The sequence below is a fragment of the Thalassovita sp. genome (genome assembly GCF_965218685.1).
Classification (GTDB): Bacteria; Pseudomonadota; Alphaproteobacteria; order Rhodobacterales; family Rhodobacteraceae; genus Thalassobius.
This window is the reverse complement of sequence record NZ_OZ244657.1, coordinates 2,229,993-2,254,413: the sequence shown is the minus strand read 5'-3', so window position 1 is coordinate 2,254,413 and position 24,421 is coordinate 2,229,993. Positions and strand designations below refer to the sequence as shown.

Below are 24,421 nucleotides of genomic sequence, written 5' to 3'. Positions count from 1 at the left end.
GACAGGTTTTGTATGAACTCCTCCCATCGGGAGACAGGGAAAAATGAACGAGATTGCCAAGATCGACGGCGCAGGCCAGAACGGCGCCGAACAGGCCGACAGCGCAGATCCAATGCCGCATTCCATCGAGGCTGAACAACAGCTTCTGGGCGCGATCCTGACCAATAACGATATCTATGACCGCGTCGCCTCGATCATCGGGGCGGGGCATTTTTATGACCCTGTGCATGCGCGCATTTTCGAAGTGGCCGCAGCCCGTATCGCCAAGAACGCACTGGCCAGCCCGGTGACGCTGAAAGCCTTCCTGGAAGATGACGCCGGCCTGCAAGAGCTGGGCGGTCCGGCCTATCTGGCACGTCTGGCGGGGGCGGCGATCTCGGCCTATGCGGCGCGGGACTACGCGCAGATGATCTATGACATGGCGATCCGGCGCGAACTGATTGGCCTGGGCAACAACATCGCCAGCAAGGCGCAGCGCGTCGATGTGGCCTCGGAACCCAAGGAACAGATCGTCGACGCCGAACAGGCGCTGTATAAACTGTCCGAACAGGGCCAGACAGACAGCGGTTTCGTGTCCTTCCTGAAGGCCGTGACCGAAGCGGTGAACGTCACCAACGAGGCCTATCAGCGTGGTGGCGGCATGGCCGGGATTTCCACCGGGCTGACCGATCTGGACAAACAGCTGGGCGGCTTGCACCCCTCGGATTTGCTGATCCTTGCCGGGCGTCCCTCGATGGGGAAAACCTCGCTGGCGACCAACATCGCGTTCAACGTGGCCAAGGCCTATAAGCGCGGGTTGAAACCCGACGGGACCGAGGGCGCCGTGGATGGCGGCGTTGTTGGCTTCTTCAGCCTTGAAATGAGCGCCGAGCAGCTGGCGGGCCGGGTTCTGGCCGAAGCCTCTGAAATTTCATCGCATAAAATCCGTCAGGGCGACATGACCGAGGCCGAGTTCCGCCGCTTCGTCGAGGCCGCCAAGGAACTGGAGGCCTGCCCGCTGTTCATCGACGACACCCCCGCCCTGCCGATCAGCCAGCTGGCCGCACGGGCGCGGCGTCTGAAACGGACGCATGGGCTGGACCTGCTGATCATCGACTATTTGCAGCTGTGTCGCGGCATGTCCGACAACCGGGTGAACGAGATTGCCGAAATCTCGATGGGGATGAAGGCGATCGCCAAGGAACTGAACATCCCGGTGATCGCGCTGTCTCAGCTGTCGCGTCAGGTGGAAAGCCGCGATGATAAACGTCCGCAGCTGTCGGACCTGCGGGAAAGTGGCTCGATCGAACAGGATGCCGACGTGGTGATGTTCGTGTTCCGAGAGGAATACTACAAGGAGCGCGAAAAACCCGGCGAGCACGAGCTGGAAAAGATGGAAGAGTGGATCGCAGCAATGGAACGCCTGCATGCCAAGGCCGAGGTTATCGTCGGCAAGCAGCGTCACGGTCCCATCGGCACGGTCGAGCTGTCCTTCGAGGCCCAGTTCACCCGCTTTGGCAATCTGGCCAAGGCCTGGCAGCAGGATCAGCAGAACAACGGCGGGTACTGAGGCCAGATTGGAGTGTGGGTTTTGGGGGCTCTGCCCCCTTGGGGCCTGCGGCCCCTGCCCCCGGAGTATTTCACGAGCAAAGAAAGCGGCAGGGACTTGCGCGTTTGGCATTGTCGGGCTGCCGCGCTGGTGTTTACGCTTGACCATTTTGGGCACTCTGTCAAAACAGCCCCATGACGACGGCAACATTGACAATTGATTTGGCAGCGCTGGTGGCGAACTGGCGCGTTTTGGATGGCCTATCGGGCGGCTCTGTGGAAACCGCAGCGGTGGTCAAGGCCAATGGCTATGGGTTGGGCGCGGGGCGCGTGGCGCGCAGTCTGGCCCATGCAGGCGCGCGGCGGTTCTTTGTGGCTGTCGCCGAAGAGGCTGCAGCTGTCCGCGAGGCATTGGGCCCGGGCCCCGAGATTTGCGTGTTTTCGGGACATATGTCAGGCGACACGGACATGATCCACGATCTGCAGCTGACGCCGATGCTGAATTCGATTGACCAGATGCTGCGCCATGTCGAGGCTTTGCCCGGCCATCCGTTCGGCGTGCAGCTGGACACCGGCATGAACCGCTTGGGGATGGAGCCCGCCGAATGGGCCGCCCTGCGGGACATCGCCTTGGGGCAGAACATCCAGTTGATCATGTCGCATCTGGCCTGCGCGGACGAGCCTGACCACCCGATGAACGCCCAGCAATTGCAGACCTTCCGCGAAATGACGGACGGGTGCGATGTGCCGCGTTCGTTGTCGGCGACGGGCGGCATTCTGTTGGGCCCGGACTATCATTTTGACGTCACCCGCCCCGGCATTGGGTTGTATGGGGGCCTCCCCTTCGAAGACGCGCAGCCCGTGGCTCATATCAGCCTTCCGGTCATCCAAGTGCGCGACGTAGAGCCGGGCGAAAGCGTTGGCTATGGCAACACATGGCTGGCCGAGGCACCATCCCGGATCGCGACCGTTGCGGCGGGCTATGCTGACGGAATTCACCGGGCGATGGGGCCGAAAACCTCGCTTTTCGTGGGGGATGAGGCTTGCCCCGTGCGCGGTCGGATCTCGATGGATCTGATCGGTGTGGACGTCACCCACCTGACCGAAGAGCCCAAAGCCCTTGAGTTGCTGAACGCGGCGCAAACCGTGGACATGCTGGCCGACAACGCTGGCACGATCGGGTACGAGATCCTGACCTCTTTGGGCGCGCGCTATCGTCGGCGCTATACCAGCGCATGAACCTGACGGCCCCTCTGGCGGCGCTTGGGCGCCCTGTCCTGGCGTCCCTGGCGCTGATCGGACACGTGACGCTGTTCGCCGCGCAGACGGTGACGCATCTGTTTCGCCCTCCGTTTTACAGCCGCGAGTTTCTGAACGCGCTGATCCAAATCGGCTGGCTTTCGCTGCCTGTCGTGGGGCTGACCACGCTGTTCACCGGCGGTGCACTGGCGCTGCAGATCTACGCGGGCGGCAGCCGCTTCAACGCCGAGGCCGTGGTGCCTTCGATCGTGGCCATCGGCATGGTCCGCGAACTGGGTCCGGTGCTGGCTGGCCTGATGGTGGCGGCGCGGGTCGCATCATCCATCGCGGCCGAAATTGGCACCATGAAAGTGACCGAGCAGATCGACGCCTTGGTCACCCTGTCCACCCATCCGATGAAATACCTGACCCTGCCGCGCGTTCTGGCAGCAACAATCGCAGTGCCCGTTCTGGTGGGCGTTGGCGACGTGATCGGCATCATGGGCGGATATTTCGTCGGCATCAGCCGGCTGGGCTTCAACGCTTCGGCCTATCTGACGAACACCGTTGATTTTCTTGAAACTTTTGACGTTGTATCCGGCCTGATCAAGGGGGCTGCCTTCGGCTTCATCGTGGCCTTAATGGGATGTTATCACGGGATGCATTCGGGCCGCGGTGCCCAGGGTGTGGGCCGGGCAACCAAATCTGCGGTCGTGGCGGCTTCGATCCTGATCTTGGCGGCAAACTATCTGCTGACGGAGGTATTCTTCTCGGCATGATCGAACTGAAGGATGTCCATAAAGCCTTTGGCTCAAACCACGTGCTGCGCGGGGTCAACCTGACCATTCCCAATGGCAGCTCGATGGTGATTATCGGCGGCTCGGGCACCGGCAAATCGGTCGCGCTGAAATGCGTGCTGGGGCTGATCACGCCCGATAGCGGCCAGATTACGCTGGACGGCCAGGACGTGACCAAGGGCGACCGCGACGCGTTCCTGGCGCGTTTCGGGATGTTGTTTCAAGGCGGGGCGCTGTTTGACTCGCTGCCCGTCTGGCAGAACGTCGCCTTCCGCCTGCTGCGCGGATCGCTGAAACGCCCCAAGGAAGAAGCGCGCGAGATCGCCATCGAAAAACTCCGCCGTGTCGGCCTGAAACCCGAGGTCGCCGACAAGTTCCCGGCCGAGCTGTCAGGGGGCATGCAAAAACGCGTGGGCCTGGCCCGCGCCATCGCCGCCGAGCCCGAGATCATCTTTTTCGACGAGCCCACCACCGGCTTGGATCCGATCATGTCCGGCGTCATTAACGAGCTGATCCGCGAGATCGTCGTCGAAATGGGCGCCACCGCCATGACCATCACCCACGACATGACCAGCGTCCGCGCAATTGCCGACAACGTGGCCATGCTGCATGACGGGGTGATCAAATGGACCGGCCCCGTGGCGCAAATGGACGCCTCGGGCGACCCCTATCTGGACCAATTCATCCACGGCCGCGCCGATGGCCCTATCGAGGCGGTGCGGTGAGGGATGCGCTCCTGCTCTTACTTATTGCTATTCCCTTTGTTGCCGCAGCCTTCGTGATTGCCACGGGTTTTCGGATTCGTAGGAACGCGGAAATGCCCCGTACGGGTGCACTTCTCATCGCTCTGCCAATCTTCATTTTTCTTTGGGGGGTAGCGGTGTTCGTCCTCGCTGATGTCAGCCCCGCGTGGTTAACCCAGAGCTGGGTTCCCGTCGCTCCAATGATGACCAGCGGCATCTTGATCGGAATCCTGCTTGTTCGTGTTCTTTTCCGTGGCACCGCGCCCGTTCTCGGTACCCTGTCACTCGTTCTATCGTCGATTTCGGCATACTTGATGTTTGGAACCTTGTATCTGGGATAGTTCTGCCACGACAATCAAATCGCCTCCGGACAGCGCGCAGCCTAATGTTGTCATCTTTGGGCTTGGCAGGCGCATGTATGCGCCATAGATGCCTCTTATGATCAAGTATCTGAACCTGTCCCTGCTGATCCTGTTCCCCATCGCGTGGTTCGCGCCGCTTTTGCGCGCGGGGCTGTTGCCTCTGTTTGGTCTGTCCGAGATCAGCGTCATCTCGGGTCTGCAAAGCCTGTGGGACAGCGATGTGTTTCTGGCCCTGATCGTGACGGTGTTTGCCCTGTTCGCCCCCTATCTGAAAACCATCGGGCTGGCGCTGATCCATTTCGACTTGCTGGACAAACGCACCCTGCCCGCGCTGAACATCCTGGGAAAATTAGCGATGGCGGATATCTTTCTGATCGCGCTCTACATCACCATCGCCAAGGGCATCGGTGTGGGCACGATCGAAACGGCCTGGGGGCTCTACCTGTTCACTGGCTGCATTCTGACGTCCTTGGGCATTTCTATCGCTGCACGCAAGGAACGGGTTTGACCGGGGTCGCGCGCTAGGGCATCACTGCGCCCATGGCTAAGACAAAAACCTACTCCTGTACCGCCTGCGGTGCCACCACCAACAAATGGTCCGGGCGCTGTGATGCTTGCGGCGAGTGGAACACCATCATCGAGGACACACCCCTGTCGGCGGGCCCCTCGAAGAAATCGCTGGGCAATAAACGCGGGGCCTCGATCCAACTGTCGGATCTGGCGACGCAGGAAACCCCTCCGCCCCGCACCAAATCGGGGATGGATGAGCTGGACCGCGTGTTGGGCGGCGGCCTTGTGCCTGCCAGCGCTATCCTTGTGGGCGGTGATCCGGGCATCGGCAAATCCACGCTGCTGTTGCAGGCAGCGGCGCGCTTTTCCGGGGCCGGGCTGAAAACCATCTATATCTCGGGCGAGGAAGCCAGCGCGCAGGTACGCATGCGCGCGCAGCGATTGGGCCTGACTGATGCGCCTGTGCAATTGGGGGCCGAGACCAATCTGCGAGATATCCTGACCACTTTGGACACGGAAAAACCCCAACTGGCGATCATCGATTCGATTCAGACCATGTGGGCCGATAATGTCGAAAGCGCGCCGGGGTCGGTCAGCCAGGTGCGTGCAGCCGCGCACGAGCTGACGACCTTTGCCAAACGCAAAGGCATGTCGGTGATCCTGGTCGGCCATGTCACCAAAGAGGGCCAGATCGCGGGGCCCCGCGTGGTGGAACATATGGTCGACACGGTGCTGTATTTCGAAGGCGAGCGCGGCCACCAGTTCCGCATCCTGCGCGCGGTGAAGAACCGTTTTGGCCCCGCGGACGAGATCGGCGTGTTTGAAATGACCGGCGCGGGTCTGTCCGAGGTGCTGAACCCCTCGGCGTTGTTCCTGTCCGAACGGGGCGAACCCAGCCCCGGATCGGTGGTTTTTGCCGGGGTCGAGGGCACCCGCCCCGTGTTGGTGGAATTCCAGGCGCTGGTCGCCCCCACCCCGCACAGCCAACCGCGCCGGACGGTCGTGGGCTGGGACGGCTCGCGCCTGGCGATGATCCTGGCCGTGCTCGAGGCGCGCTGCGGCATCCCTTTCACCGGGCTTGATGTCTATCTGAACGTGGCCGGCGGGCTGAAGGTCAGCGAACCTGCGGCCGATCTGGCCGTGGCCGCCGCCTTGCTATCGGCCCGCGAGGACGCAGCCCTGCCCAAAGATACGGTTTTATTTGGCGAAATCAGCCTGTCTGGGGCCTTGCGCCCGGTAGGTCAGACCGAAAACAGGTTGAAAGAAGCGCAAAAACTTGGTTTCACCACTGCAATCGCTCCGTCCGGAGGCAAAGCGGGCGGCACCGGTGGCATGGCACTTCGGCAATTCGGGGACCTGACCGCCTTTGTAGGAGACATCTTCGGCGCGGGCTAAGCGTCGTCAAACAAGGACGGACTTATGGACGGGTTCACCATCATCGACGGCGTTGTGGCCGCCGTTATCATAATTTCGGCGCTGCTGGCCTATTCCCGCGGCGTCGTGCGCGAGGCCCTGGCCATCCTGGGCTGGATCGCTGCGGCCATTCTGGCCTTTGTCTTTGCGCCGCAGGTTCAGCCTCTGGTCAAGGAAATCCCGGTTCTGGGAGATTTCATTTCCGACAGCTGCGAGCTGAGTGTGATCGCAGCCTTTGCCGCCGTATTCGCGCTTGCGCTTGTGGTTGCGTCGTTGTTCACACCGCTGTTTTCTTCGCTTGTACAGCGCTCGGTTCTGGGCGGGCTGGATCAGGGCATGGGGTTCCTGTTCGGCGTGCTGCGTGGCATCCTGCTGGTGGCGATTGCCTTCTTCGTCTACGAAACCGTGCTGACCTCGCAGCAGATCCCGATGGTGGATGACAGCCGCTCGGCGCAGGTGTTCACCAAGATGACCGGCAAAATTCAGGACGGCGACCCCGAGCAAGCCCTGGGCTGGATCACCGGCCAATACGAAGATCTTGTCGGCACATGCGAGGAATAACCTGCGTGAAACCGACGCAGATTTCCCACACCCCATAAAAACACCACCGCCCGTGCATCAAACGGGCGGTTCTTTTATGATCCTTTCGTGACAGTTGCGTTCTCACGCCCTATGTAGGGGCCAACCTGCCAGCCAACGGATTCGGAGCACAGCCTTGTCCAAGCTCATGCCTCCCGCACACCCTTTCGACGATGACAAACTGAAAGAGGAGTGCGGTGTGTTCGGCGTCGTCGGCGTTGCCGACGCTGCCAATTTCGTCGCTCTGGGGCTGCACGCCCTGCAACACAGGGGCCAAGAGGCCGGTGGCATCGTCAGCCACGACCCTGTCGAGGGCTTCAACAGCGCCCGCCGCTTCGGCTATGTGCGCGATAACTTCACCTCGCAGACGCTGATGAAAACCCTGCCGGGGCCGCTGGCCATCGGGCATGTGCGGTATTCCACCGCCGGGTCCAAGGGCGCCGCGATTCGCGATGTGCAGCCTTTCTTTGGCGAGTTTTCGATGGGGGGGGCCGCGATTGCCCACAACGGCAACCTGACCAATGCCGACGCCCTGCGCCGCGAGCTGATCGAGCGTGGCTCGATTTTCCAGTCGTCCTCGGACAGTGAATGCATCATCCACCTGATGGCCCGCTCGTTGCAGCGGAACATCCCCGAACGCATGGAAGACGCCCTGCGCCGCGTCGAAGGCGCCTTTAGCGTCGTCGCCATGACCCGCACCAAGCTGATCGGTGTGCGTGACCCGCTGGGCGTGCGCCCGCTGGTTCTGGGCAAGATCGGTGACGGTTGGGCGCTCAGCTCGGAAACCTGTGCGCTGGATATTATCGGCGCCGAATACGTGCGCGAGATCGAGCCCGGCGAGATGGTCGTGATCACCGAAGAGGGCGGCGTCGAAAGCCTGCGTCCCTTCCGTCCGCGCCCGTCCAAATTCTGCATCTTCGAGCACGTGTATTTCTCGCGTCCTGACAGCATCCTTGGTGGCCGCTCGGTCTATGAGACCCGCCGCCAGATCGGTGTTGAGCTGGCCCGCGAGGCCCCGGTCGAGGCAGATCTGGTCTGCCCCGTTCCCGACAGCGGCACCCCCGCAGCGATCGGTTTTGCCCACGAAAGCGGTATTCCCTTCGGTCAGGGTATCATCCGGAACCAGTACATGGGCCGGACCTTCATCGAACCGACCGAGCAGATCCGCAACATGGGTGTGCGCCTGAAGCTGAACGTCAACCGCGCCCTGATCAAGGGCAAGCGGGTGATCTTGGTGGACGACTCGGTGGTGCGCGGCACGACCAGCCGCAAGATCAAGGAAATGATCCTGGACGCTGGTGCGGCCGAGGTGCATTTCCGTATCGCCAGCCCACCGACTGCCTGGCCCTGTTTTTATGGTGTGGACACGCCCCAGCGCGAAAAGCTGCTGGCCGCCACCATGAGCGAAGAGGAAATGCGCCAGCATCTGAACGTGGACAGCCTGAAGTTCATCTCGCTGGACGGGCTGTATCGCGCCGCGGGCGAGGCCGAGGGCCGCAAGGCCGACTGCCCGCAATATTGCGATGCCTGCTTTAGCGGCGAATACCCGGTGACACCCACCGACATGATCGACAAGGGTTTTCAGCTTAAAGCAGCCGAATAGCCCCGCGTCACGTAACGACTTTCAGCGCGCTGGCAGCCCCCTGCCGGCGCGTTGTTGCATCCGGGGACGGGCTGGACTAGGCATTGGCCAACCCTGAAAGGTACCTCATGTCTTTGCTTGCCCTTGATGCCCGTTGGCGCCGCTTCAACGATCCAGACCGCGAATGCCCCTGTTGCGGGCGACGGTTTTCGGGCGTGTATGACATAGCGTATGACCACCCCGCGCGCTGGCCGCACCCCGAACGCGGCGATCAGCCCTTTGTCAAAGCAGGTGAGGATCAGCTGGCTGCGGATTTGTGCCGCGTGGGTGGCGTGCGCCTTTTGCGCGCCCATGCTGCCTTGCCCATCCATGGGGCCGAGGACATGCTGCACCTGACGCCTTGGGTGGCTGTCCCGGACGAGGTATTCTTTGCCTATCTGGACACCACCGACAGCGCTGATGCGCCCCTGCCCGCCCCGGCCCAGGGGCTGCTGGACAATGATCTGCCCGATCTGGCCGAAACCGGAACCGCTGTCACCGTGCATTTCGACACGCGCGAGGCGCTGCCCCGGATCGAGGCCTCTGCCGGCCCTCTGGCTGATGCGTTGCAAAACGGGATCAGCTTTGACCAGCTCTTGGACCTTTATGCCGCGTGCGGAGACGACATCCGCCCGCATCTGCTGCGCGACTAAGCCGCGCGCTTTGCACTTGACCCGCCCGCCGTTTGGAAGGAAACCGCAGTCATGACACAGAAAATCGCCCTCATTACCGGAGCGACCCGCGGCCTGGGTGCCGCGCTGGCTGAAACGCTCTGCGAAACGCATCATATCGTGGCCGTGGGCCGCACCACCGGCGCGCTGGAGGAACTGGATGACCGTATCCAGGCCAAGGGCGGCCAAGCCACACTGGCGCCCATGGACATCACTAACGTGGATGCGATGGCGCAGCTGTGCCGCTCGGTCTATGACCGCTGGGGCAGCGTCGATGTCTGGGCCCATACGGCGATCCACTGCGCGCCCCTGTCGCCCGCCAATTTCATCGACCAGAAAGACTGGGACAAGTCGGTGGCCTGCAACGTCACCGCCACCGGTCAGCTGATCCCCTATATTGCGCCGCTTCTGGGCGAAACAGGCACCGCCCTGTTCTTTGACGACCCGCGCGGCGGGGCCAAGTTCTTTGGCGCCTATGGCTCGACCAAGGCCGCGCAGATCGCGCTGGCGCGCAGCTGGTCGGCCGAGACGGTCAAGACCGGCCCGCATGTCCACGTTCTGGAACCTGCGCCCATGGCCACGGCAACCCGTGCACGTTTTTTCCCCGGAGAGGACCGCGCCCCACTGGCTGCGCCCATGGATGAGGCCAAACGCCTGCTGGCCAGCATCGCTTAAGGCTGCGCGCGCACCTGACAACCCTTCACGCTTGCCCCCCTTGGTGGCTGGGGCTAGTAAAGGGTAACGAGGGTAAGGGCGGGCAAAACCATGCGAATTCTGATTACCAACGACGACGGGATCAACGCACCCGGCCTTATGGCCCTGCACGAGATCGCAACCGATCTGGCCGGCCCCGATGGCGAGGTCTGGACCGTGGCTCCGGCCTTTGAGCAGTCCGGCGTAGGGCATTGCATCAGCTATACCCACCCGATGATGGTCTCGAAAATGGACGAGCGCCGCTTTGCCGCTGAAGGCAGCCCCGCAGATTGCGTGCTGGCCGGGCTGCACCACGTGATGAAGGACGCACGCCCCGATCTGATCCTGTCCGGGGTGAACCGGGGCAATAACTCGGCCGAAAACGCGCTTTATTCCGGTACGCTGGGCGGCGCGATGGAGGGCGCCCTGCAGCGCGTGCCCTCGATCGCGATGTCGCAATACCTGGGGCCGAACAATTTCCACGCCGATGACCCGTTCGAGGCCGCCCGCGTCCATGCCCCTGCCATCCTGCGCAAGCTGCTGGATGCCTGGCCTGAAGAAAACGGTGGCTACCGGCTGTTCTACAACATCAACTTTCCGCCTGTGCCCGCCGACCTGGTGCAGGGGATGAGGATCACCGCCCAGGGTTTCCGCGAACACACGCGGTTCAGCTGCGAGCCGCACCTGTCGCCGTCAGGACGTCAGTTCCTGTGGGTCCGCGGCGGTGAACAGCACCGCCCCACCGCACCGGGAACGGACGCGGCCATGAACCTGGAAGGCTATGTCTCGGTCACGCCTATGCGCGCGGATCTGACCGACCATGCCTTGCTGGAGAAGCTGAAGGGGCTGGAATGACCGACGACGACGCGGACGCCACACGCAAGATGCAATTCCTATTCGCCCTGCGTTCGCGCGGGGTGACGGATTCGCGCGTGCTGTCCGCGATGGAAAAGGTCGACCGCGGCCTGTTTGTGCGCGGCCTGTTTGCCGAACGCGCCTACGAGGATATGCCCCTGCCCATCCCTTGCGGGCAAACAATCAGCCAGCCTTCGGTTGTCGGGCTGATGACCCAGGCGCTTGAGGTCAGCCCACGCGACAAGGTGCTGGAGGTCGGCACCGGCTCGGGCTATCAGGCTGCGATCCTCAGCCACCTGGCGCGGCGCGTCTATACCGTGGATCGTCACCGCCGCCTGGTACGCGAGGCGCGCGCCGCGTTTGACCAGTTAGGCATCGTCAATATCACCGCATTTACCGCCGATGGCAGCTTTGGATTGCCCGACCAGGCGCCCTTTGATCGCATTCTTGTGACAGCCGCAGCCGAGGACCCGCCCGGCCCTCTCTTGGCGCAGCTGAAAATCGGGGGTATCATGGTGTTGCCTGTGGGCCAGTCGGATGCGGTGCAAAGCCTGATCCGCGTACGGCGCCACGAAGGTGGATTTGAGTATGACGAGTTGCGCCCTGTGCGTTTCGTTCCGCTGGTCGAAGGGCTGGCGCGGGACGAATAAGCCGCAGCGGCGCCGGATGTATGAGCGAAAGCCCCGGCTAACAAGGGGCGTTTAGAGGATCTCGAGTATGACCCAACCCCGCCGTTTTACCTCGGCCCGCGTGATCATGGCAGGCTCTGTTCTTGCCCTGCTGGCGGCCTGTGACCAACCGCTTGATCTTGACCTGCGTGGCCATTTCGGAAACGCCTTCAGCACCACGGACGCCGCGCGCGGTGTCGTCGCTGAACGGCCCAAGCCGGACAACCGTGGCATAATTTCGTACCCCGGCTACCAGGTGGTCGTCGCGCGTGGCGGTGACACCGTAGCCGACGTGGCCAACCGCATCGGCATGGATGCTAACGAGCTGGCCACCTATAACGGCCTGAAAACCACTGACGTGCTGCGCCGCGACGAGGTTCTGGCCCTGCCCCGCCGGGTCAGCGAACCCTCGCCCGCGACCGGGGCTGAGGGCACCGGCCCCATTCAGCCGCCCTCGGACGTGGATATCGCCGGGATCGCGGGCGCTGCGATCGACCGCGCCTCGGCCTCGAAGGTTGAAACAACCGAACTGCCCGCAGCCAAGAAAGCCAGCGACGCCCCTGTGGGGATCGAGCCTGTTCGGCACAAGGTGGTTCGCGGCGAAACCGCCTATACCATCTCGCGCAGCTATGGCGTGTCTGTCCGGGCGCTGGCCGAATGGAACGGGCTGGGCGCTGATTTCAAGATCCGCGAGGGGCAGTACCTGCTGATCCCCGTGCCTGACTCTCCAGCCCCCAAGCGCAGCGCGCCTGCAGCCAGCAGCGCCCCTGGACAGGGTAGCGTTACGCCGACACCGCCCAGTGCGTCAAAGCCGCTGCCGGCCGAAAAGACAGCCCCAGCCGCCAAAGCCGCAGCCTCGACCGGGGCACCGGATCTGGGCAAGACCCAAACCGCCGCCAAGTCCGCCATGGACATGCCTGTGAACGGCAGCATTATTCGCGGCTACAAAAAGGGTAAGAACGACGGGATCGACATCTCGGCCACCCCGGGCACGCCCGTACGCGCGGCGGCCAGCGGCAGCGTTGCCGCCATCACCACGGACGCCGATCAGGTCAAGATCATCCTGATCAAGCATCAGGATAACCTGCTGACGGTCTATGCGAACGTGGATGCGATTTCGGTCAAGAAAGGCGACAGCGTGAAGCGCGGCCAAAGCATTGGCAAGATCGCCTCGGGCAAGTCAAACTATGTGCATTTCGAAGTGCGCAAAGGCTTTGATGCGGTCGATCCCACGGGCTATCTGCCCTAGATTTTCACGCCCTTGCGGCCGGCCAGATCGGTAAAATACTGCCAGGCCACGCGCCCCGAACGGGACCCGCGTGTGGCCTGCCATTCGATCGCTTCGGCGCGCATATCGTCATCGGCAATCTGAACGCCATAGGCCGCGCAATAGCCGCGGATCATATCCAGATATTCGTCTTGCGTGCAGGGATGGAAGCCCAGCCACAGCCCGAACCGATCCGACAAAGACACCTTTTCTTCGACAGCCTCGGACGGGTTAATCGCGCTTGAACGCTCGTTTTCGATCATGTCGCGCGGCATCAGGTGGCGCCGGTTCGAGGTGGCATAGAACACCACGTTGTCCGGGCGCCCTTCAATCCCGCCATCCAGCACGGCCTTCAGCGATTTGTAGTGCTGGTCATCATGGCTGAAGGACAGGTCATCGCAAAACAGAACGAACCGATGTTTGCTTGCGCGCAAAAGGTTCAGCAATCGCGCAACCGAGGGCAGGTCTTCGCGCTGCAGCTCCACGATCTTCAGGCTGTTGCCCCGTGCCAGAACCTCGGCGTGGATGGCCTTGACCAGCGACGATTTCCCCATCCCACGCGCGCCCCACAATAGGGCGTTGTTGGCGGGCAGGCCTTGGGCAAATTGCGTCGTGTTGGCCAGCAAAGTATCGCGCGAGCGGTTGACGCCGATCAAAAGCGACAGATCCACGCGATTGACCTGCGGCACAGGCGTCAGCCGGTCGGGATCCACATGCCAAACAAAGGCATCCGCCGCGTCAAAGTCCGGAGCGTCCAAAGGCGCCGGAGCCATCCGCTCCAGCGCCTCTGCAATACGTTTCACGGTTTTCTTCACGACTTGTTTCCGCTGTTGTCGACCATGCCGGGGTCGTCCTCTTCGTCGTTGTCATCCTCGTCGAATTCTTTCATCAACGGGTCGTCGAATTCTTCAGCGGGATCGGTCTCGGGCGTGTCGTCCGCGTCTTCGTCCTCGTCGTCATAGTACCCTTCGGCGCGCAGGCGTGCCTCGCGCTTGGTTTCGACACGGGCCACCAGGAAGATCGAAATCTCGTACAGCCCATAGACCACGACGAACAGGATCAACTGAGTGGTAACATCCGGCGGCGTGACCAAAGCGGCCACAGTCAGGATGCCGACAACGGCGTATTTGCGGGTGTTCCGCAGCCCCTTGGCCGAGGCAAGACCGGCCTTGCCCATCAGGGTCAGCAGAACGGGCAGCTGGAAACACAGCCCAAAGGCCACGATCATTTTCAGCGTGATATCAAGGCTTTCGTTGACCTTGCCGTTGAAAACAATGTCGATGCCTTCCTTGGCCGTCGTCAACGAGGCGTCCACGTCCTGACCCACCAGCATGGCAGAGACAAACGACGGAAAGTCCGCAAATCCCAGGAAAAACGCCATGGCCAGCGGGATCACTACGTAATGCGCAAAGGCGCCGCCCATCAGGAACAGCACCGGCGAGGCGATCAGGAAGGGCAGAAAGGCGTTCTTTTCGTTCTTATACAGACCGGGCGCCACAAAGCGCCACAACTGGTTGGCGATCACTGGGAAGGACAGCGCCAGCCCCCCCACCATCGAGATGCGGATCAGCGTAAAGAAATATTCCTGCGGCGCCGTGTACTGCATCACCGGGTTGGGATTTCCCAAGGCTCGCATCGTGTCCTCGATCGGGACCAGCAGAAAGTCCAGGATGTGCCGCCCGAACGCGAAACAGATCACCATCCCGATAACAAAAGCGATGACCGAGCGGATCAAACGCGTACGCAACTCGGCCAAATGCTCGATCAGTGGGGCCGAGCTGTCTTCGATCTCATTCGTGTCGGTCATGCCTTATCCTTTGGCACCTCATCCGAGGCGGGCTGGGCCTCGGCGGCTTGGGCAGCCTGCGCGGCCTCGGCTTCAGCGGCCTGACGATCTGCTTCACGCTTGGCGGTCGCTTCGTGGATCTTCTTGGCGACTGCAGCGCGGTCTTCGTCCAGGCTTTCGTCCTTGGTGGGGTCCCACTGGGTCAACCCGTCAGTGACGTCTTTGGTGGCCTCTTTGACCTTGTCCAAACCGAACTGAGCGGGATTGGCCGCAGCCTTGATCGAGGTCGAGATGTCCTTGACCCCCGCATCATCAGCCGCATCTTCCATGGCCCGCGAAAACTCGCGCGCCATTCCCTTGGCCTTGCCGACAAAGCGGCCGACCGTGCGGAACAGACCCGGCAGGTCCTTGGGACCGACCACGATCAGCGCAACGATCCCGATAACCAGAAGCTCGGTCCAGCCAAGATCGAACATGTATTAGACCTTGTCCTTGTCGGATTCGGGCGTCACGTCCTTGGCGGTTTCGACGGCCTGGTCTTCCAGTTCCTTGGTACCTTCGTTCACACCCTTCTTGAACGATGTGATGCCCTTGCCGACTTCGCCCATCAGCGAGCTGATTTTACCGCGACCGAACAGCACCAGCACGACAACGGCGATCAGAAGAAGGCCGGGCAGGCCGATATTGTTGAGCATGTTTTTTCTCCCTCTATGGGCCCGTCTTTTGCAAGCCCTGCGAAATGCACGATATGTATCTAATGTTGATCCGCCTCGGTTGGAAGAACCAAAGCGTTCACAGCTTCATTTTTCTGCATAAATGGCGTTAGCCCGCCGATGGAAAAACAAAGCAGCGGTCGCGGCGGAACATCAGCCACAGCGGATGGCCAACCTTGGGTAGGAAAACATTGGGCACCGTGGCCTTGAGGATCGTGCCGTCATAATCCATGCGGATTTCCACCAGGCTTTCGGATCCCATAAAGCGCGCGCGCATCACCTCGCCCCGCGCGGCAACGCCGTCCTGAGGGGTCGGCAGCGGCCCTTTGCCATCGCGGTCAAAGTCGATTTTCAGGTGCTGCGGGCGGATAACGATGTCCACCTTGCCCCCGTCCGGGACGCCGGGCGCAAGGAATTGGCCAAAGGGCGTGTCGGTCAAAGCGCCTTCAACTGTTCCAGATATCACATTGATATCACTGAAAAAAGAAACGGCCTGCTTATCCACTGGCGCGTTGTAAATATTATAGGGCGCGCCGCGCTGCACGATCTTGCCCTTGCGCATCAGGGCGATCTCGTCGCCCATGCGCAGCGCCTCTTCTGGCTCGTGGGTCACCAGCAGAACGGCGGCGTCTTCCTCTTTCAGGATCTCAAGTGTCTGATCGCGGATATCGTCGCGCAGACGGTTGTCCAGACCCGAAAAAGGCTCGTCCATCAGCATGATCTTGGGGCGCGGCGCCAATGCGCGGGCCAGGGCAACCCGCTGCTGCTCGCCCCCTGACAGAAGATAGGGGAAGCTGTCGATAAAGCGTTTCAGCCCAACCTTGTCCAAAAGCTCTTCGACACGGCTACGTTTTTCGCTTTTAGAGCCTTTCAACCCAAAGGCCACGTTGTCACCCACGCTCAGGTGCGGGAACAACGCGAAATCCTGGAACATCAGGCCAATCTGGCGCCGTTCGGGCGGGATTCGGAACACCGTGTCGCAGATCAGCTCGCCATCGACATAAATCTCGCCCGAATCCTGCATCTCGACGCCCGCGATCATTCGCAGGGTGGTTGATTTTCCGCAGCCCGAGGGACCAAGCAGGCAGGTCACCTGCCCCGGCATCACACTCAACGAGACATCGTCAACCACACGCGCGCCGCCAAAGCTGCGGGCGAGGTTGCGGATTTCCAATCTTGGGGCGGATTGCACGTCGCCGGGCCTCTTGCGGTTTTCCGATGGATTTTATCGGGCTTATCTAGGCAATTAACAAGAGCCGCGCCCGCCCGCAAGACCTAGCAACACGAGGCCGCGCCGCCGTCACCACCGCTTTCGCGTTCAAAGGGGCTTTCGCCGCCGCAGCCGTCGAAAATTCCGTAATGGGTCGAAAAATCCCCGATAAAGTCGAAATACGGGGCAAAGCGCGTGTCTGCCAGCATTTTCCAGGTGTTGCCGCAGACGGGGAATACTTTGCCAGTTTCAATGATGTGGTGGTCGTCCAGCTCGAACGCATGGGGGGCGTGGTCAATCGTGCCCTTGTAGATGACCGCCTGACCGTAATCCTCGCAGGCCGTTTCCAGTCCGTCCAGTTTGAACAAACGATAGGTGGCCGAGTTGAATTTCAGCGGGGCCACGCGTTTTTCCAACTCGGGGTTTTCAATGGTCAGCGGGCGTTGCGTGACAAGGCGAGGATCGCCAAAACCAGCGCGTTTGGCAAAAGTCAGAAAGTCGTTCCAGTACAGCGCACCGGACAGGCATTCGCCATACAGCACCTCGTCCTGCGCCATCGCCTCGGGGACGCGGCGATCAGCGTAAACGTCCGAGAAGTAGATCTCGCCGCCCGGTTTCAGCAGGTGATAGGCGCCGCGCAAAACCGCCTCTTTATCGGTGGCCAGATTGATCACACAGTTGGACACGATCACGTCAAAGCTGCCGGGCTCCAGATCCAGCTGGTCCAGCTTTTCAATATAACCTTCGTGGAATTCCACGTTGTCATAACCGAACTTCTCCGCGTGCCAAGGCTGATGGGTGCGAGCGACGTCCAGCTGTTCAGGGGTCATGTCCACACCGACGACGCGGCCCGATGCGCCAACCAGCTGCGCAAGCGCATAAACGTCGCGCCCCGCGCCGCAGCCCAGATCCAGCACGCGCGCGCCTTCCAGCGCATGAGGCATCACCAGCCCACAGCCATAATAGCGGGTCAGAACCTCGTCATGGATGTTCGACAGGGCGGATTTGACGAAATCAGGCATCGCGTCCGGGGTGCAGCAGGCATTGGTTTGCAAATCGTCACTGCCCTGCAGGACCTTGCCGTAATAATCCTGAACGTTCTCGTGTTTCATCATTTTCCCCGTCGGTTGTCAGCTTGGGCCAAGAGGTAACGAGGTCCGCTCCGACGCTCAATCCCCCCCGTGCGTTTTGACGAAACCGTGACTGGCGCACGGTTTCGTCTGTTTCAACGATTACAGCGTGGCGTTCAGCATCCCGCCATCCAGCAGGATGTTCTGTCCAACGATATAGCCCGCGTGTTGCGAACACAGGAACGCGCAGGCAGCACCAAACTCTTCGGCTGTGCCGTCGCGGCCTGTTGGGTTCTGAGCGACCCGCGCGGCGGTGTATTCCTCGACCGGAACGCCTTGCGCGGCCGACATTTTCTTGTCCATGCCGCGGATGCGGTCGGTGTCATGATTGCCGGGCAGCAGGTTGTTGATGGTCACGCCTTTGGGTGCCACCTGGCGTGCAGTGCCTGCGACATAGCCAGTCAGCCCTGCACGGGCCGAGTTCGACAGCCCCAGCGCAGCGATCGGCGCCTTGACCGAGCGCGAGGTGATGTTGACCACCCGCCCCCAGCCCTTGTCCATCATCTGAGGCAATAGCGCCTTCATCAACGCAATCGGGGCCAGCATGTTGGCGTCCAGTGCGGCGATGAAATCCTCGCGGTCCCAATCGGTCCATTTGCCAGCGGGCGGGCCACCCGCATTGTTGACCAGAATATCCACATTCTTGGCGGTCTCGATCACTGCCGCCTGCCCTTCGGCGCTGGCGATATCAGCAGCGACGGTGGTGACGGTGACGCCGTATTTGGCGCGGATCTCGGCGGCGGTAGCCTCCAGTGTTTCTGCAGTGCGCGCGTTCAGCACCAGATCCACACCCTCGGCTGCCAAAGCTTCGGCGCAGCCCCGGCCCAAGCCTTTGCTGGATGCGCAAACCAGCGCCTTCTTCCCTTTGATCCCCAGATCCATGATCACTCTCCGTATTGTTCTTTACCCAAGGTCTAAGTCCAGCCGGGGGCAAGGGCAATCTCTGAAGGCCTGAAAATCTCCGTTGCGTTGACCATATGCCGCCACATTCATACCTTACCGCTTGGGGCCGGAAAGACAGGTCTTTCCCCAAATACAGGACCACAAATGCCCAACGCCAACCGATCGCCCCTTTCCCTGCCCGTCCTGCGCGCCGATGTCCTGCGCGCCGACAGCGGTGCAAACCAGGGCGATACGCTGTCTTTTGCGGATGAGTTGATGCTGGATGACACCTATGTGCTGACCCGCGCCCCCGATCCGCAGCCGCTGGTTCTGCGCCCTGATCCCTTGGGCAGCTTCACCATCGCCCGCACCAGCAAGGTTGGCGCTGCTGGCGCGACGGTGCATCTGGACAGCGGGCTGACCTGGATGTCACCCGATGGCCAGACCCACGAAATGCTGGTGCTGGTCGAGCTGGATGCCGAAAGCATGATCGCCGAGCTTTACGTGCTGCCCCTGTCCCCACTCGGCCCTAAAACCGAATACCGCCTGGTCGGGATCGACAAAGACGGCGCGCGCTCAAGGCTGGCTCAGGTCGCCTGTGTTTCGTTCACCGCTGGAACCCATATCACCCTGTCCACCGGCGAGCAGCGCAAAGTGCAAGACCTCTGCGCCGGCGACAAGATCCTGACCCGCGATGATGGCCCGCAGGAACTTCGCTGGATCGGCCATTCGACCCAGCGCGCCATGGGGGCCTTTGCCCCGATCAAGATTGCCGCGGGCACGCTGCACAACTCGGCCGATCTGGTGGTCAGCCCCGATCACCGCCTGTTCATCTATCAGCGCAGCGACGAGCTGGGCCTTGGTCGGTCCGAGGTCATGGTGCGGGCGCGGCACATGGTGAACGGCCACTCGATCACGTGGATGGATGGCGGGTTCGTGGACTATTATCAGCTTTTGTTCGACACCCACCAGATCATCTATGCCGAGGGTATCGCTGCCGAAACCCTGCTGCTGGACGAGCGCACGGAACCCGCCCTGCCCGCAGACATGGCCGCCACGCTGATGGCGCAAACCCTGCATCACAGCTCGGATCACGACGATCTGGAGCTGGCAGACCCCGGCCATTCCGGCGCAGAGTTGGCCGACCTGTTGCGCCGCGCCAGCACCGGCTAGAACTGCCTTGATGTGGCTCATGGTTCAGGGGCACAAATTGGGCTAACCTGCTTGCATCCACCCACAGCCCCGAGGCCCGCCATGAGCAAACATATCCTTGTCGCCACCGACCTTTCCCCCCGCGCGGATCGGGCCGTGCGTCGAGCGGTCCGACTGGCCAAGGGGCATCAGGCCCGCCTGACCGTGCTGCACGTGCTGGACGACCACCTGCCGGACGAAATGCTGCGCCATTTACAGCCCAAAACAACCGAGCATCTGGACCGATTCATGCAGACCGTGGCCCCGGATTTGGCCTATGACCTGCTACCTTGCATTGGTCATCCGACCGAAACGATCCTTGAGATGATCCAGGATCAGGACCCCTCGCTTGTGGTGATGGGAATGCACCGCACTCGCCCTGTGCTGGACAGCCTGCGCGAAACCACCGTGCAGCGTGTGGTTCGGCTGACTGACTACCCTGTGCTGGTCGTCGCCGATACGGTTGATCACCCCTATCAGACCATCATGGCGGCAACGGATTTCTCGCCGTCCTCGGCTGCAGCGCTGAACCTTGGCCATTCGCTGGCCCCCACGGCGCAGATCACCCCGGTGAACGCGCTGCATGTGCCCTATCGCGGGCGCCTGGCCGGAGCGGGCCCCGAGACCGGCGACGCGCTGGCTGCCTCGTTCCTGGCCGAGGCCCAGGACGCCGATGCCGCCTGGCGCGCGGGCACTGCTCTGCCGGTATCGCTGCACCATACGCAATTCGTCGAGGGCTCTCCTTACAGCACGTTGAAATCCTTTGCCGAACAGGGCCAGGCGCAGCTGATCACCGCGGGCGCCCATGGCCGCGCCGGAGATTATCGCGCCTTGCTGGGCAGCTTGGCCAACGATCTGCTGCGCGACCCGCCCTGTGATGTACTGATCGCCCGCAAAGGGTGAAAGTTAAGCGACATCGTCATAAAATCGCGCCGTTTCGGCCTTATCCGTCACGCAAAGATCCTGTTTACCTTTGGTGAACGCGGCACATGAGGTTACTCTGGCCGACATAGATTTCTTTTGTACATTGGGATGTTCCATGGCCAACGCACATTACCCACTTGACCCAAACACGCTGTTGCTGGCCGCTGACAAGGCGCGCGAGATCGGCAAGTCCTATGCTGAGAAATATCAGTCAGGCGAGCCCTATCACCACATCTGCATCGACGATTTCCTGCCCGAAGAGGTCATCGACCAGGTGATCGAGGATATGAAGCTGCTGCCCGACGCGGTCGACAGCTATTCGCGAGCGCAGGAAAACCTTAAAAGCTCGTATAATCCTGACCGGCTGCCTGATTTCACGCGGCACCTGTTCCACAGCTTCAACTCGCGCCACTTCATCTTTTTCCTCGAGGAAATGACCGGCATCAAAGGCCTGATTCCCGACCCCTATTTCGTGGGTGCGGGCATTCATAAGACCCTTAACGGTGGCCATCTGGACATCCACGCAGATTTCAATGTCCACAAGGCAATGAAGCTGGAACGCCGCCTGAACGTGCTGATCTACCTGAACAAGAACTGGCAGAAAGAATGGGGCGGCAATTTCGAGATCTGGGACAATGACATGACCCACCAGATGGGCAGCTTTGAGCCGACCTATAACCGCATGGTCTGTTTCTCGACCGGGTCGGACACGTTCCACGGCAATCCTGAACCCGTGAACCATCCCGATGGCGATCCGCGGATTTCGATCGCGCTGTATTACTATACTGCCACATGGGACGACACGCGGATTGAACACACGACCCTGTTCAAACCTCGCCCTGGCACTAAGGATCAGGCCGACCGCAAGGTCGCGCGTGAACAGGCGCTTAAGGAAATCCTGCCGCCGTTTATCTTCCGCAAGGTGATCGGTCGGTTGCAACGCTTCGGGTTTTAACGACGTTTAAAAACCTGGGGCGGGGCTGCTAACCGTTGCCAAGCCCCGCATCCCCCAATATATGCGCGGACATGTTGGATACCGCCTCAAACCGCCCCGAATTGCCGCCCGAGATCGCGCGGCGCCGTACCTTTGCGATTATCTCGCACCCGGACGCCGGTAAAACGACGTTGACGGAAAAATTCCTGCTGTACGGTGGCGCGATCCAGATGGCCGGCCAGGTGCGTGCCAAGGGCGAGGCGCGGCGGACGCGCTCGGACTTCATGCAGATGGAGAAAGATCGCGGGATCTCGGTCAGCGCCTCGGCGATGTCCTTTGATTTTGGCAAGTACCGCTTCAATCTGGTGGACACCCCCGGTCACAGCGATTTTTCCGAGGATACTTACCGCACGCTGACCGCAGTGGATGCCGCTGTGATGGTGATCGACGGCGCGAAGGGCGTGGAATCCCAGACCCGCAAACTGTTCGAGGTTTGCCGTCTGCGCGATCTGCCCATCCTGACCTTCTGTAACAAGATGGACCGCGAATCCCGCGACACGTTCGAAATCATCGACGAGATTCAGGAAAACCTGGCGATCGACGTGACCCCGGCCAGCTGGCCCATCGGTGTGGGGCGGGATTTCATCGGCTGCTATGACATGCTGAATGACACGCTGGAACTGATGGACCGCGCCGACCGGAACAAGGTGGCCGAGTCCGTCAAGATCGAAGGGCTGGACGATCCCGAACTGGAAAAGCACGTCCCGGCAGAACTGATCGACCAGTTGCGTGAAGAGGTCGAGATGGCGCGCGAATTGCTGCCCGCTCTGGACCCTCAGGCCGTGTTGGAGGGGCACATGACCCCAATCTGGTTCGGCTCGGCCATCAACTCGTTCGGCGTCAAGGAACTGATGGACGGGATTGCCAAATACGGCCCCGAACCGCAGCCGCAACAGGCCAGCCCCCGCCAGATCGCACCCGAAGAAAAGAAGGTCGCCGGCTTTGTTTTCAAGGTTCAGGCCAACATGGACCCCAAGCACCGTGACCGGGTGGCGTTCGTCCGCCTGGCCTCGGGGCACTTCAAACGTGGCATGAAACTGACCCATGTGCGCACGAAAAAACCCATGGCAATTTCCAACCCGGTGCTATTCCTCGCCTCGGATCGTGAACTGGCCGAAGAGGCTTGGGGCGGTGACATCATCGGCATCCCCAACCACGGCCAGCTGCGCATCGGCGACACCCTGACCGAGGGCGAGATGATCCGCGCCACCGGCATTCCCTCGTTCGCGCCCGAATTGCTGCAAACCGTGCGGCCGGGCGATCCGATGAAGGCCAAACACCTGGAAAAGGCGTTGATGCAATTCGCCGAGGAAGGTGCCGCAAAAGTCTTCAAGCCCAATATCGGCTCGGGCTTTATTGTCGGCGTCGTGGGCGCCCTGCAATTCGAGGTTCTGGCCAGCAGGATCGAGCTGGAATACGGCCTGCCCGTGCGGTTTGACCAATCGCAATTTACCAGCGCGCGTTGGGTTGGCGGTGACAAGGGCGACGTGGACAAGTTCGTGCAAGCCAACAAGCAGCACATCGCCCATGACCACGACGGCGACATCGTGTATCTGACCCGCCTGCAATGGGATATCGACCGGGTGGAACGCGACAACCCCGAGATTAAGCTGACCGCCACCAAGGAAATGCACGGCGAATAGTCATTCTGTCTGGGTATCGAAGAGCGGGAGTATTCAACCCTGCCCTTCGCCGCAAATTTGCCATAACTTGTCCGCACAAGGCGTGTCACCGCCATCAAAGGAGCTGCGCGAAAGTCATGATCGCCCTGCGACGCCAATTCCAGATTGTGATGACTGTGCTGGGCCTTGTGCTGGCCGGCTCGGTGGCAATGGCCAGACCGGATTTGACGGATGTCTCGTATGGCCCTGACCCGCGGCACCGGCTGGACGTATACCTGCCCCAAAACGCGCAAAATGCCCCCATCATCGTTCTTGTTCATGGCGGAGGCTGGCGCTTTGGTGACAAATCCAACCCCAATGTCTGGCAAAACAAGGTTGCCCACTGGACGCAGCAAGGCACCATCGTGGTGGCCGTGAACTATCGTCTGCTGCCTCAGGTTGGCCCACTGGAGCAAGCCCAGGATGTCGCCCGCGCGCTGTCTTTTGTACAAAAACACTCGGGGGAATGGGGCGGGTCGGATCGCAACATGATCCTGATGGGGCACTCGGCCGGGGGGCATCTTGTCGCCGTACTTAGCGCCAATCCGACGCTGGCGCATATGCAGGGCGCAAGGCCGTGGCTTGGCTCGGTCGTGCTGGATACCGCGGCGCTGGACGTGCCGGGACTGATGCAGAGAACCCGGTCGCGGTTGTATCGTGATGCCTTTGGCGAGAACCCTGAATATTGGACCTCGGCTTCGCCACTGCACCAACTGAGGGCAGGCGCGCCGCCCGTTTTGCTTGTCTGCTCGACACGCCGCGCGACCCCCTGCCCCGAAGCGCGCAAGTTCCAGGCAAAGGCCGTCAAACAGGGCGGTAAGGCGCAAACGCTGCCGGTTGATTATTCACACCGCTCGATCAACGCGGTGCTGGGGCTGGACAAAGGCTTTACCGGGCAGGTTGATGCCTTCCTGACCGAGATTGGCCTTTTCACCAGCCCGGCGCAGACCGACAGATAGTCCTTGCCCCCTTCGCCCGGTCGGGC

The 24,421-nt window shown here is 61.4% G+C and carries 25 protein-coding genes; 18 read left to right on the top strand and 7 right to left on the bottom strand.

The genetic code is table 11. From position 1 onward, the window contains the following. Positions 1-43: 43 nt before the first annotated feature. The 13 genes from ACOQOQ_RS11170 (at position 44) to ACOQOQ_RS11110 (ending at position 12,927) form a co-directional block, all read left to right on the top strand. Complete coding sequence (locus ACOQOQ_RS11170; RefSeq protein ID WP_420567068.1) at positions 44-1,549, top strand: replicative DNA helicase; 1,506 nt, start codon at positions 44-46, stop codon at positions 1,547-1,549. A 173-nt stretch (positions 1,550-1,722) separates the two neighbouring features. Beyond that, the gene (gene alr, locus ACOQOQ_RS11165) at positions 1,723-2,766 is read left to right on the top strand and encodes an alanine racemase (RefSeq protein WP_420567067.1); all 1,044 of its coding nucleotides are present in this window, start codon (positions 1,723-1,725) and stop codon (positions 2,764-2,766) included. Further along, entirely contained in the window at positions 2,763-3,545 is a 783-nt protein-coding gene (locus ACOQOQ_RS11160) for an MlaE family ABC transporter permease (RefSeq protein ID WP_420567066.1), read from the top strand. Before alr ends, ACOQOQ_RS11160 begins: the two co-directional genes overlap by 4 nt. After that, entirely contained in the window at positions 3,542-4,288 is a 747-nt protein-coding gene (locus tag ACOQOQ_RS11155; protein ID WP_420567065.1) for an ABC transporter ATP-binding protein, read from the top strand. Before ACOQOQ_RS11160 ends, ACOQOQ_RS11155 begins: the two co-directional genes overlap by 4 nt. A gap of 447 nt (positions 4,289-4,735) precedes the next feature. Beyond that, positions 4,736-5,176 (top strand): paraquat-inducible protein A, encoded by a 441-nt coding sequence (locus ACOQOQ_RS11150; protein ID WP_420567064.1) that lies wholly within the window; start codon positions 4,736-4,738, stop codon positions 5,174-5,176. Positions 5,177-5,208: 32 nt separating this feature from the next. After that, a complete protein-coding gene (radA, locus tag ACOQOQ_RS11145) occupies positions 5,209-6,573 on the top strand; it encodes a DNA repair protein RadA (protein WP_420567063.1) in 1,365 nt (454 codons plus the stop codon). Positions 6,574-6,597: 24 nt separating this feature from the next. Beyond that, the gene (locus tag ACOQOQ_RS11140) at positions 6,598-7,152 is read left to right on the top strand and encodes a CvpA family protein (protein ID WP_420567062.1); all 555 of its coding nucleotides are present in this window, start codon (positions 6,598-6,600) and stop codon (positions 7,150-7,152) included. Between the two features lie 166 nt (positions 7,153-7,318). After that, on the top strand, positions 7,319-8,773 hold the full coding sequence (purF, locus tag ACOQOQ_RS11135; protein WP_420569762.1) for an amidophosphoribosyltransferase: 1,455 nt from the start codon (positions 7,319-7,321) through the stop codon (positions 8,771-8,773). A gap of 107 nt (positions 8,774-8,880) precedes the next feature. Then, entirely contained in the window at positions 8,881-9,444 is a 564-nt protein-coding gene (locus ACOQOQ_RS11130; RefSeq protein WP_420567061.1) for a DUF2199 domain-containing protein, read from the top strand. A 51-nt stretch (positions 9,445-9,495) separates the two neighbouring features. Continuing rightward, complete coding sequence (locus ACOQOQ_RS11125; RefSeq protein WP_420567060.1) at positions 9,496-10,137, top strand: SDR family NAD(P)-dependent oxidoreductase; 642 nt, start codon at positions 9,496-9,498, stop codon at positions 10,135-10,137. Positions 10,138-10,227: 90 nt separating this feature from the next. Beyond that, positions 10,228-11,010 carry a 5'/3'-nucleotidase SurE gene (surE, locus tag ACOQOQ_RS11120; protein WP_420567059.1) on the top strand — a complete coding sequence of 261 codons (783 nt, stop codon included), beginning with the start codon at positions 10,228-10,230 and terminating at the stop codon, positions 11,008-11,010. Next, a complete protein-coding gene (locus ACOQOQ_RS11115) occupies positions 11,007-11,660 on the top strand; it encodes a protein-L-isoaspartate(D-aspartate) O-methyltransferase (RefSeq protein ID WP_420567058.1) in 654 nt (217 codons plus the stop codon). Before surE ends, ACOQOQ_RS11115 begins: the two co-directional genes overlap by 4 nt. 67 nt (positions 11,661-11,727) lie before the next feature. Continuing rightward, on the top strand, positions 11,728-12,927 hold the full coding sequence (locus ACOQOQ_RS11110) for a peptidoglycan DD-metalloendopeptidase family protein (protein ID WP_420567057.1): 1,200 nt from the start codon (positions 11,728-11,730) through the stop codon (positions 12,925-12,927). On the opposite strand, the gene ACOQOQ_RS11105 is transcribed toward ACOQOQ_RS11110, so the two are convergent. The 7 genes from ACOQOQ_RS11105 to ACOQOQ_RS11075 all read right to left on the bottom strand — a co-directional run bounded on the left by ACOQOQ_RS11105 (position 12,924) and on the right by ACOQOQ_RS11075 (position 18,666). Further along, positions 12,924-13,718 carry an ATP-binding protein gene (locus ACOQOQ_RS11105; RefSeq protein ID WP_420569761.1) on the bottom strand — a complete coding sequence of 265 codons (795 nt, stop codon included), beginning with the start codon at positions 13,716-13,718 and terminating at the stop codon, positions 12,924-12,926. The genes ACOQOQ_RS11110 and ACOQOQ_RS11105 overlap by 4 nt on opposite strands. Positions 13,719-13,756: 38 nt before the next feature. Further along, a complete protein-coding gene (gene tatC / locus ACOQOQ_RS11100) occupies positions 13,757-14,752 on the bottom strand; it encodes a twin-arginine translocase subunit TatC (protein ID WP_420567056.1) in 996 nt (331 codons plus the stop codon). Next, positions 14,749-15,207, bottom strand: a complete 459-nt coding sequence (gene tatB / locus ACOQOQ_RS11095) for a Sec-independent protein translocase protein TatB (RefSeq protein ID WP_420567055.1) — start codon at positions 15,205-15,207, stop codon at positions 14,749-14,751. Before tatB ends, tatC begins: the two co-directional genes overlap by 4 nt. Positions 15,208-15,210: 3 nt before the next feature. After that, on the bottom strand, positions 15,211-15,426 hold the full coding sequence (tatA, locus tag ACOQOQ_RS11090; RefSeq protein ID WP_420567054.1) for a twin-arginine translocase TatA/TatE family subunit: 216 nt from the start codon (positions 15,424-15,426) through the stop codon (positions 15,211-15,213). A 127-nt stretch (positions 15,427-15,553) separates the two neighbouring features. Next, positions 15,554-16,636 carry an ABC transporter ATP-binding protein gene (locus ACOQOQ_RS11085; RefSeq protein ID WP_420567053.1) on the bottom strand — a complete coding sequence of 361 codons (1,083 nt, stop codon included), beginning with the start codon at positions 16,634-16,636 and terminating at the stop codon, positions 15,554-15,556. An 83-nt stretch (positions 16,637-16,719) separates the two neighbouring features. After that, positions 16,720-17,766: a methyltransferase domain-containing protein gene (locus tag ACOQOQ_RS11080; RefSeq protein WP_420567052.1), complete on the bottom strand. Its 1,047-nt coding sequence runs from the start codon at positions 17,764-17,766 to the stop codon at positions 16,720-16,722. Positions 17,767-17,886: 120 nt separating this feature from the next. Beyond that, entirely contained in the window at positions 17,887-18,666 is a 780-nt protein-coding gene (locus ACOQOQ_RS11075; RefSeq protein WP_420567051.1) for an SDR family oxidoreductase, read from the bottom strand. A 165-nt stretch (positions 18,667-18,831) separates the two neighbouring features. On the opposite strand from ACOQOQ_RS11075, the gene ACOQOQ_RS11070 reads away from it, so the two are divergent. The 5 genes from ACOQOQ_RS11070 (at position 18,832) to ACOQOQ_RS11050 (ending at position 24,395) form a co-directional block, all read left to right on the top strand. Next, positions 18,832-19,839: a Hint domain-containing protein gene (locus ACOQOQ_RS11070; protein WP_420567050.1), complete on the top strand. Its 1,008-nt coding sequence runs from the start codon at positions 18,832-18,834 to the stop codon at positions 19,837-19,839. An 81-nt stretch (positions 19,840-19,920) separates the two neighbouring features. Further along, positions 19,921-20,760, top strand: a complete 840-nt coding sequence (locus tag ACOQOQ_RS11065; RefSeq protein WP_420567049.1) for a universal stress protein — start codon at positions 19,921-19,923, stop codon at positions 20,758-20,760. 136 nt (positions 20,761-20,896) lie between these two features. Beyond that, positions 20,897-21,736 carry a 2OG-Fe(II) oxygenase gene (locus tag ACOQOQ_RS11060; protein WP_420567048.1) on the top strand — a complete coding sequence of 280 codons (840 nt, stop codon included), beginning with the start codon at positions 20,897-20,899 and terminating at the stop codon, positions 21,734-21,736. A 71-nt stretch (positions 21,737-21,807) separates the two neighbouring features. After that, entirely contained in the window at positions 21,808-23,418 is a 1,611-nt protein-coding gene (locus tag ACOQOQ_RS11055) for a peptide chain release factor 3 (RefSeq protein WP_420567047.1), read from the top strand. Positions 23,419-23,534: 116 nt separating this feature from the next. After that, on the top strand, positions 23,535-24,395 hold the full coding sequence (locus tag ACOQOQ_RS11050) for an alpha/beta hydrolase (RefSeq protein WP_420567046.1): 861 nt from the start codon (positions 23,535-23,537) through the stop codon (positions 24,393-24,395). Positions 24,396-24,421: the final 26 nt, after the last annotated feature.

Coding starts and splice junctions, on each gene's coding strand:
- ACOQOQ_RS11170 (WP_420567068.1), top strand. CDS start 44: ATGAACGAGATTGCCAAGATCGACGGCGCAGGCCAGAACGGCGCCGAA.
- alr (WP_420567067.1), top strand. CDS start 1,723: ATGACGACGGCAACATTGACAATTGATTTGGCAGCGCTGGTGGCGAAC.
- ACOQOQ_RS11160 (WP_420567066.1), top strand. CDS start 2,763: ATGAACCTGACGGCCCCTCTGGCGGCGCTTGGGCGCCCTGTCCTGGCG.
- ACOQOQ_RS11155 (WP_420567065.1), top strand. CDS start 3,542: ATGATCGAACTGAAGGATGTCCATAAAGCCTTTGGCTCAAACCACGTG.
- ACOQOQ_RS11150 (WP_420567064.1), top strand. CDS start 4,736: ATGCCTCTTATGATCAAGTATCTGAACCTGTCCCTGCTGATCCTGTTC.
- radA (WP_420567063.1), top strand. CDS start 5,209: ATGGCTAAGACAAAAACCTACTCCTGTACCGCCTGCGGTGCCACCACC.
- ACOQOQ_RS11140 (WP_420567062.1), top strand. CDS start 6,598: ATGGACGGGTTCACCATCATCGACGGCGTTGTGGCCGCCGTTATCATA.
- purF (WP_420569762.1), top strand. CDS start 7,319: ATGCCTCCCGCACACCCTTTCGACGATGACAAACTGAAAGAGGAGTGC.
- ACOQOQ_RS11130 (WP_420567061.1), top strand. CDS start 8,881: ATGTCTTTGCTTGCCCTTGATGCCCGTTGGCGCCGCTTCAACGATCCA.
- ACOQOQ_RS11125 (WP_420567060.1), top strand. CDS start 9,496: ATGACACAGAAAATCGCCCTCATTACCGGAGCGACCCGCGGCCTGGGT.
- surE (WP_420567059.1), top strand. CDS start 10,228: ATGCGAATTCTGATTACCAACGACGACGGGATCAACGCACCCGGCCTT.
- ACOQOQ_RS11115 (WP_420567058.1), top strand. CDS start 11,007: ATGACCGACGACGACGCGGACGCCACACGCAAGATGCAATTCCTATTC.
- ACOQOQ_RS11110 (WP_420567057.1), top strand. CDS start 11,728: ATGACCCAACCCCGCCGTTTTACCTCGGCCCGCGTGATCATGGCAGGC.
- ACOQOQ_RS11105 (WP_420569761.1), bottom strand. CDS start 13,718: ATGGCTCCGGCGCCTTTGGACGCTCCGGACTTTGACGCGGCGGATGCC.
- tatC (WP_420567056.1), bottom strand. CDS start 14,752: ATGACCGACACGAATGAGATCGAAGACAGCTCGGCCCCACTGATCGAG.
- tatB (WP_420567055.1), bottom strand. CDS start 15,207: ATGTTCGATCTTGGCTGGACCGAGCTTCTGGTTATCGGGATCGTTGCG.
- tatA (WP_420567054.1), bottom strand. CDS start 15,426: ATGCTCAACAATATCGGCCTGCCCGGCCTTCTTCTGATCGCCGTTGTC.
- ACOQOQ_RS11080 (WP_420567052.1), bottom strand. CDS start 17,766: ATGAAACACGAGAACGTTCAGGATTATTACGGCAAGGTCCTGCAGGGC.
- ACOQOQ_RS11075 (WP_420567051.1), bottom strand. CDS start 18,666: ATGGATCTGGGGATCAAAGGGAAGAAGGCGCTGGTTTGCGCATCCAGC.
- ACOQOQ_RS11070 (WP_420567050.1), top strand. CDS start 18,832: ATGCCCAACGCCAACCGATCGCCCCTTTCCCTGCCCGTCCTGCGCGCC.
- ACOQOQ_RS11065 (WP_420567049.1), top strand. CDS start 19,921: ATGAGCAAACATATCCTTGTCGCCACCGACCTTTCCCCCCGCGCGGAT.
- ACOQOQ_RS11060 (WP_420567048.1), top strand. CDS start 20,897: ATGGCCAACGCACATTACCCACTTGACCCAAACACGCTGTTGCTGGCC.
- ACOQOQ_RS11055 (WP_420567047.1), top strand. CDS start 21,808: ATGTTGGATACCGCCTCAAACCGCCCCGAATTGCCGCCCGAGATCGCG.
- ACOQOQ_RS11050 (WP_420567046.1), top strand. CDS start 23,535: ATGATCGCCCTGCGACGCCAATTCCAGATTGTGATGACTGTGCTGGGC.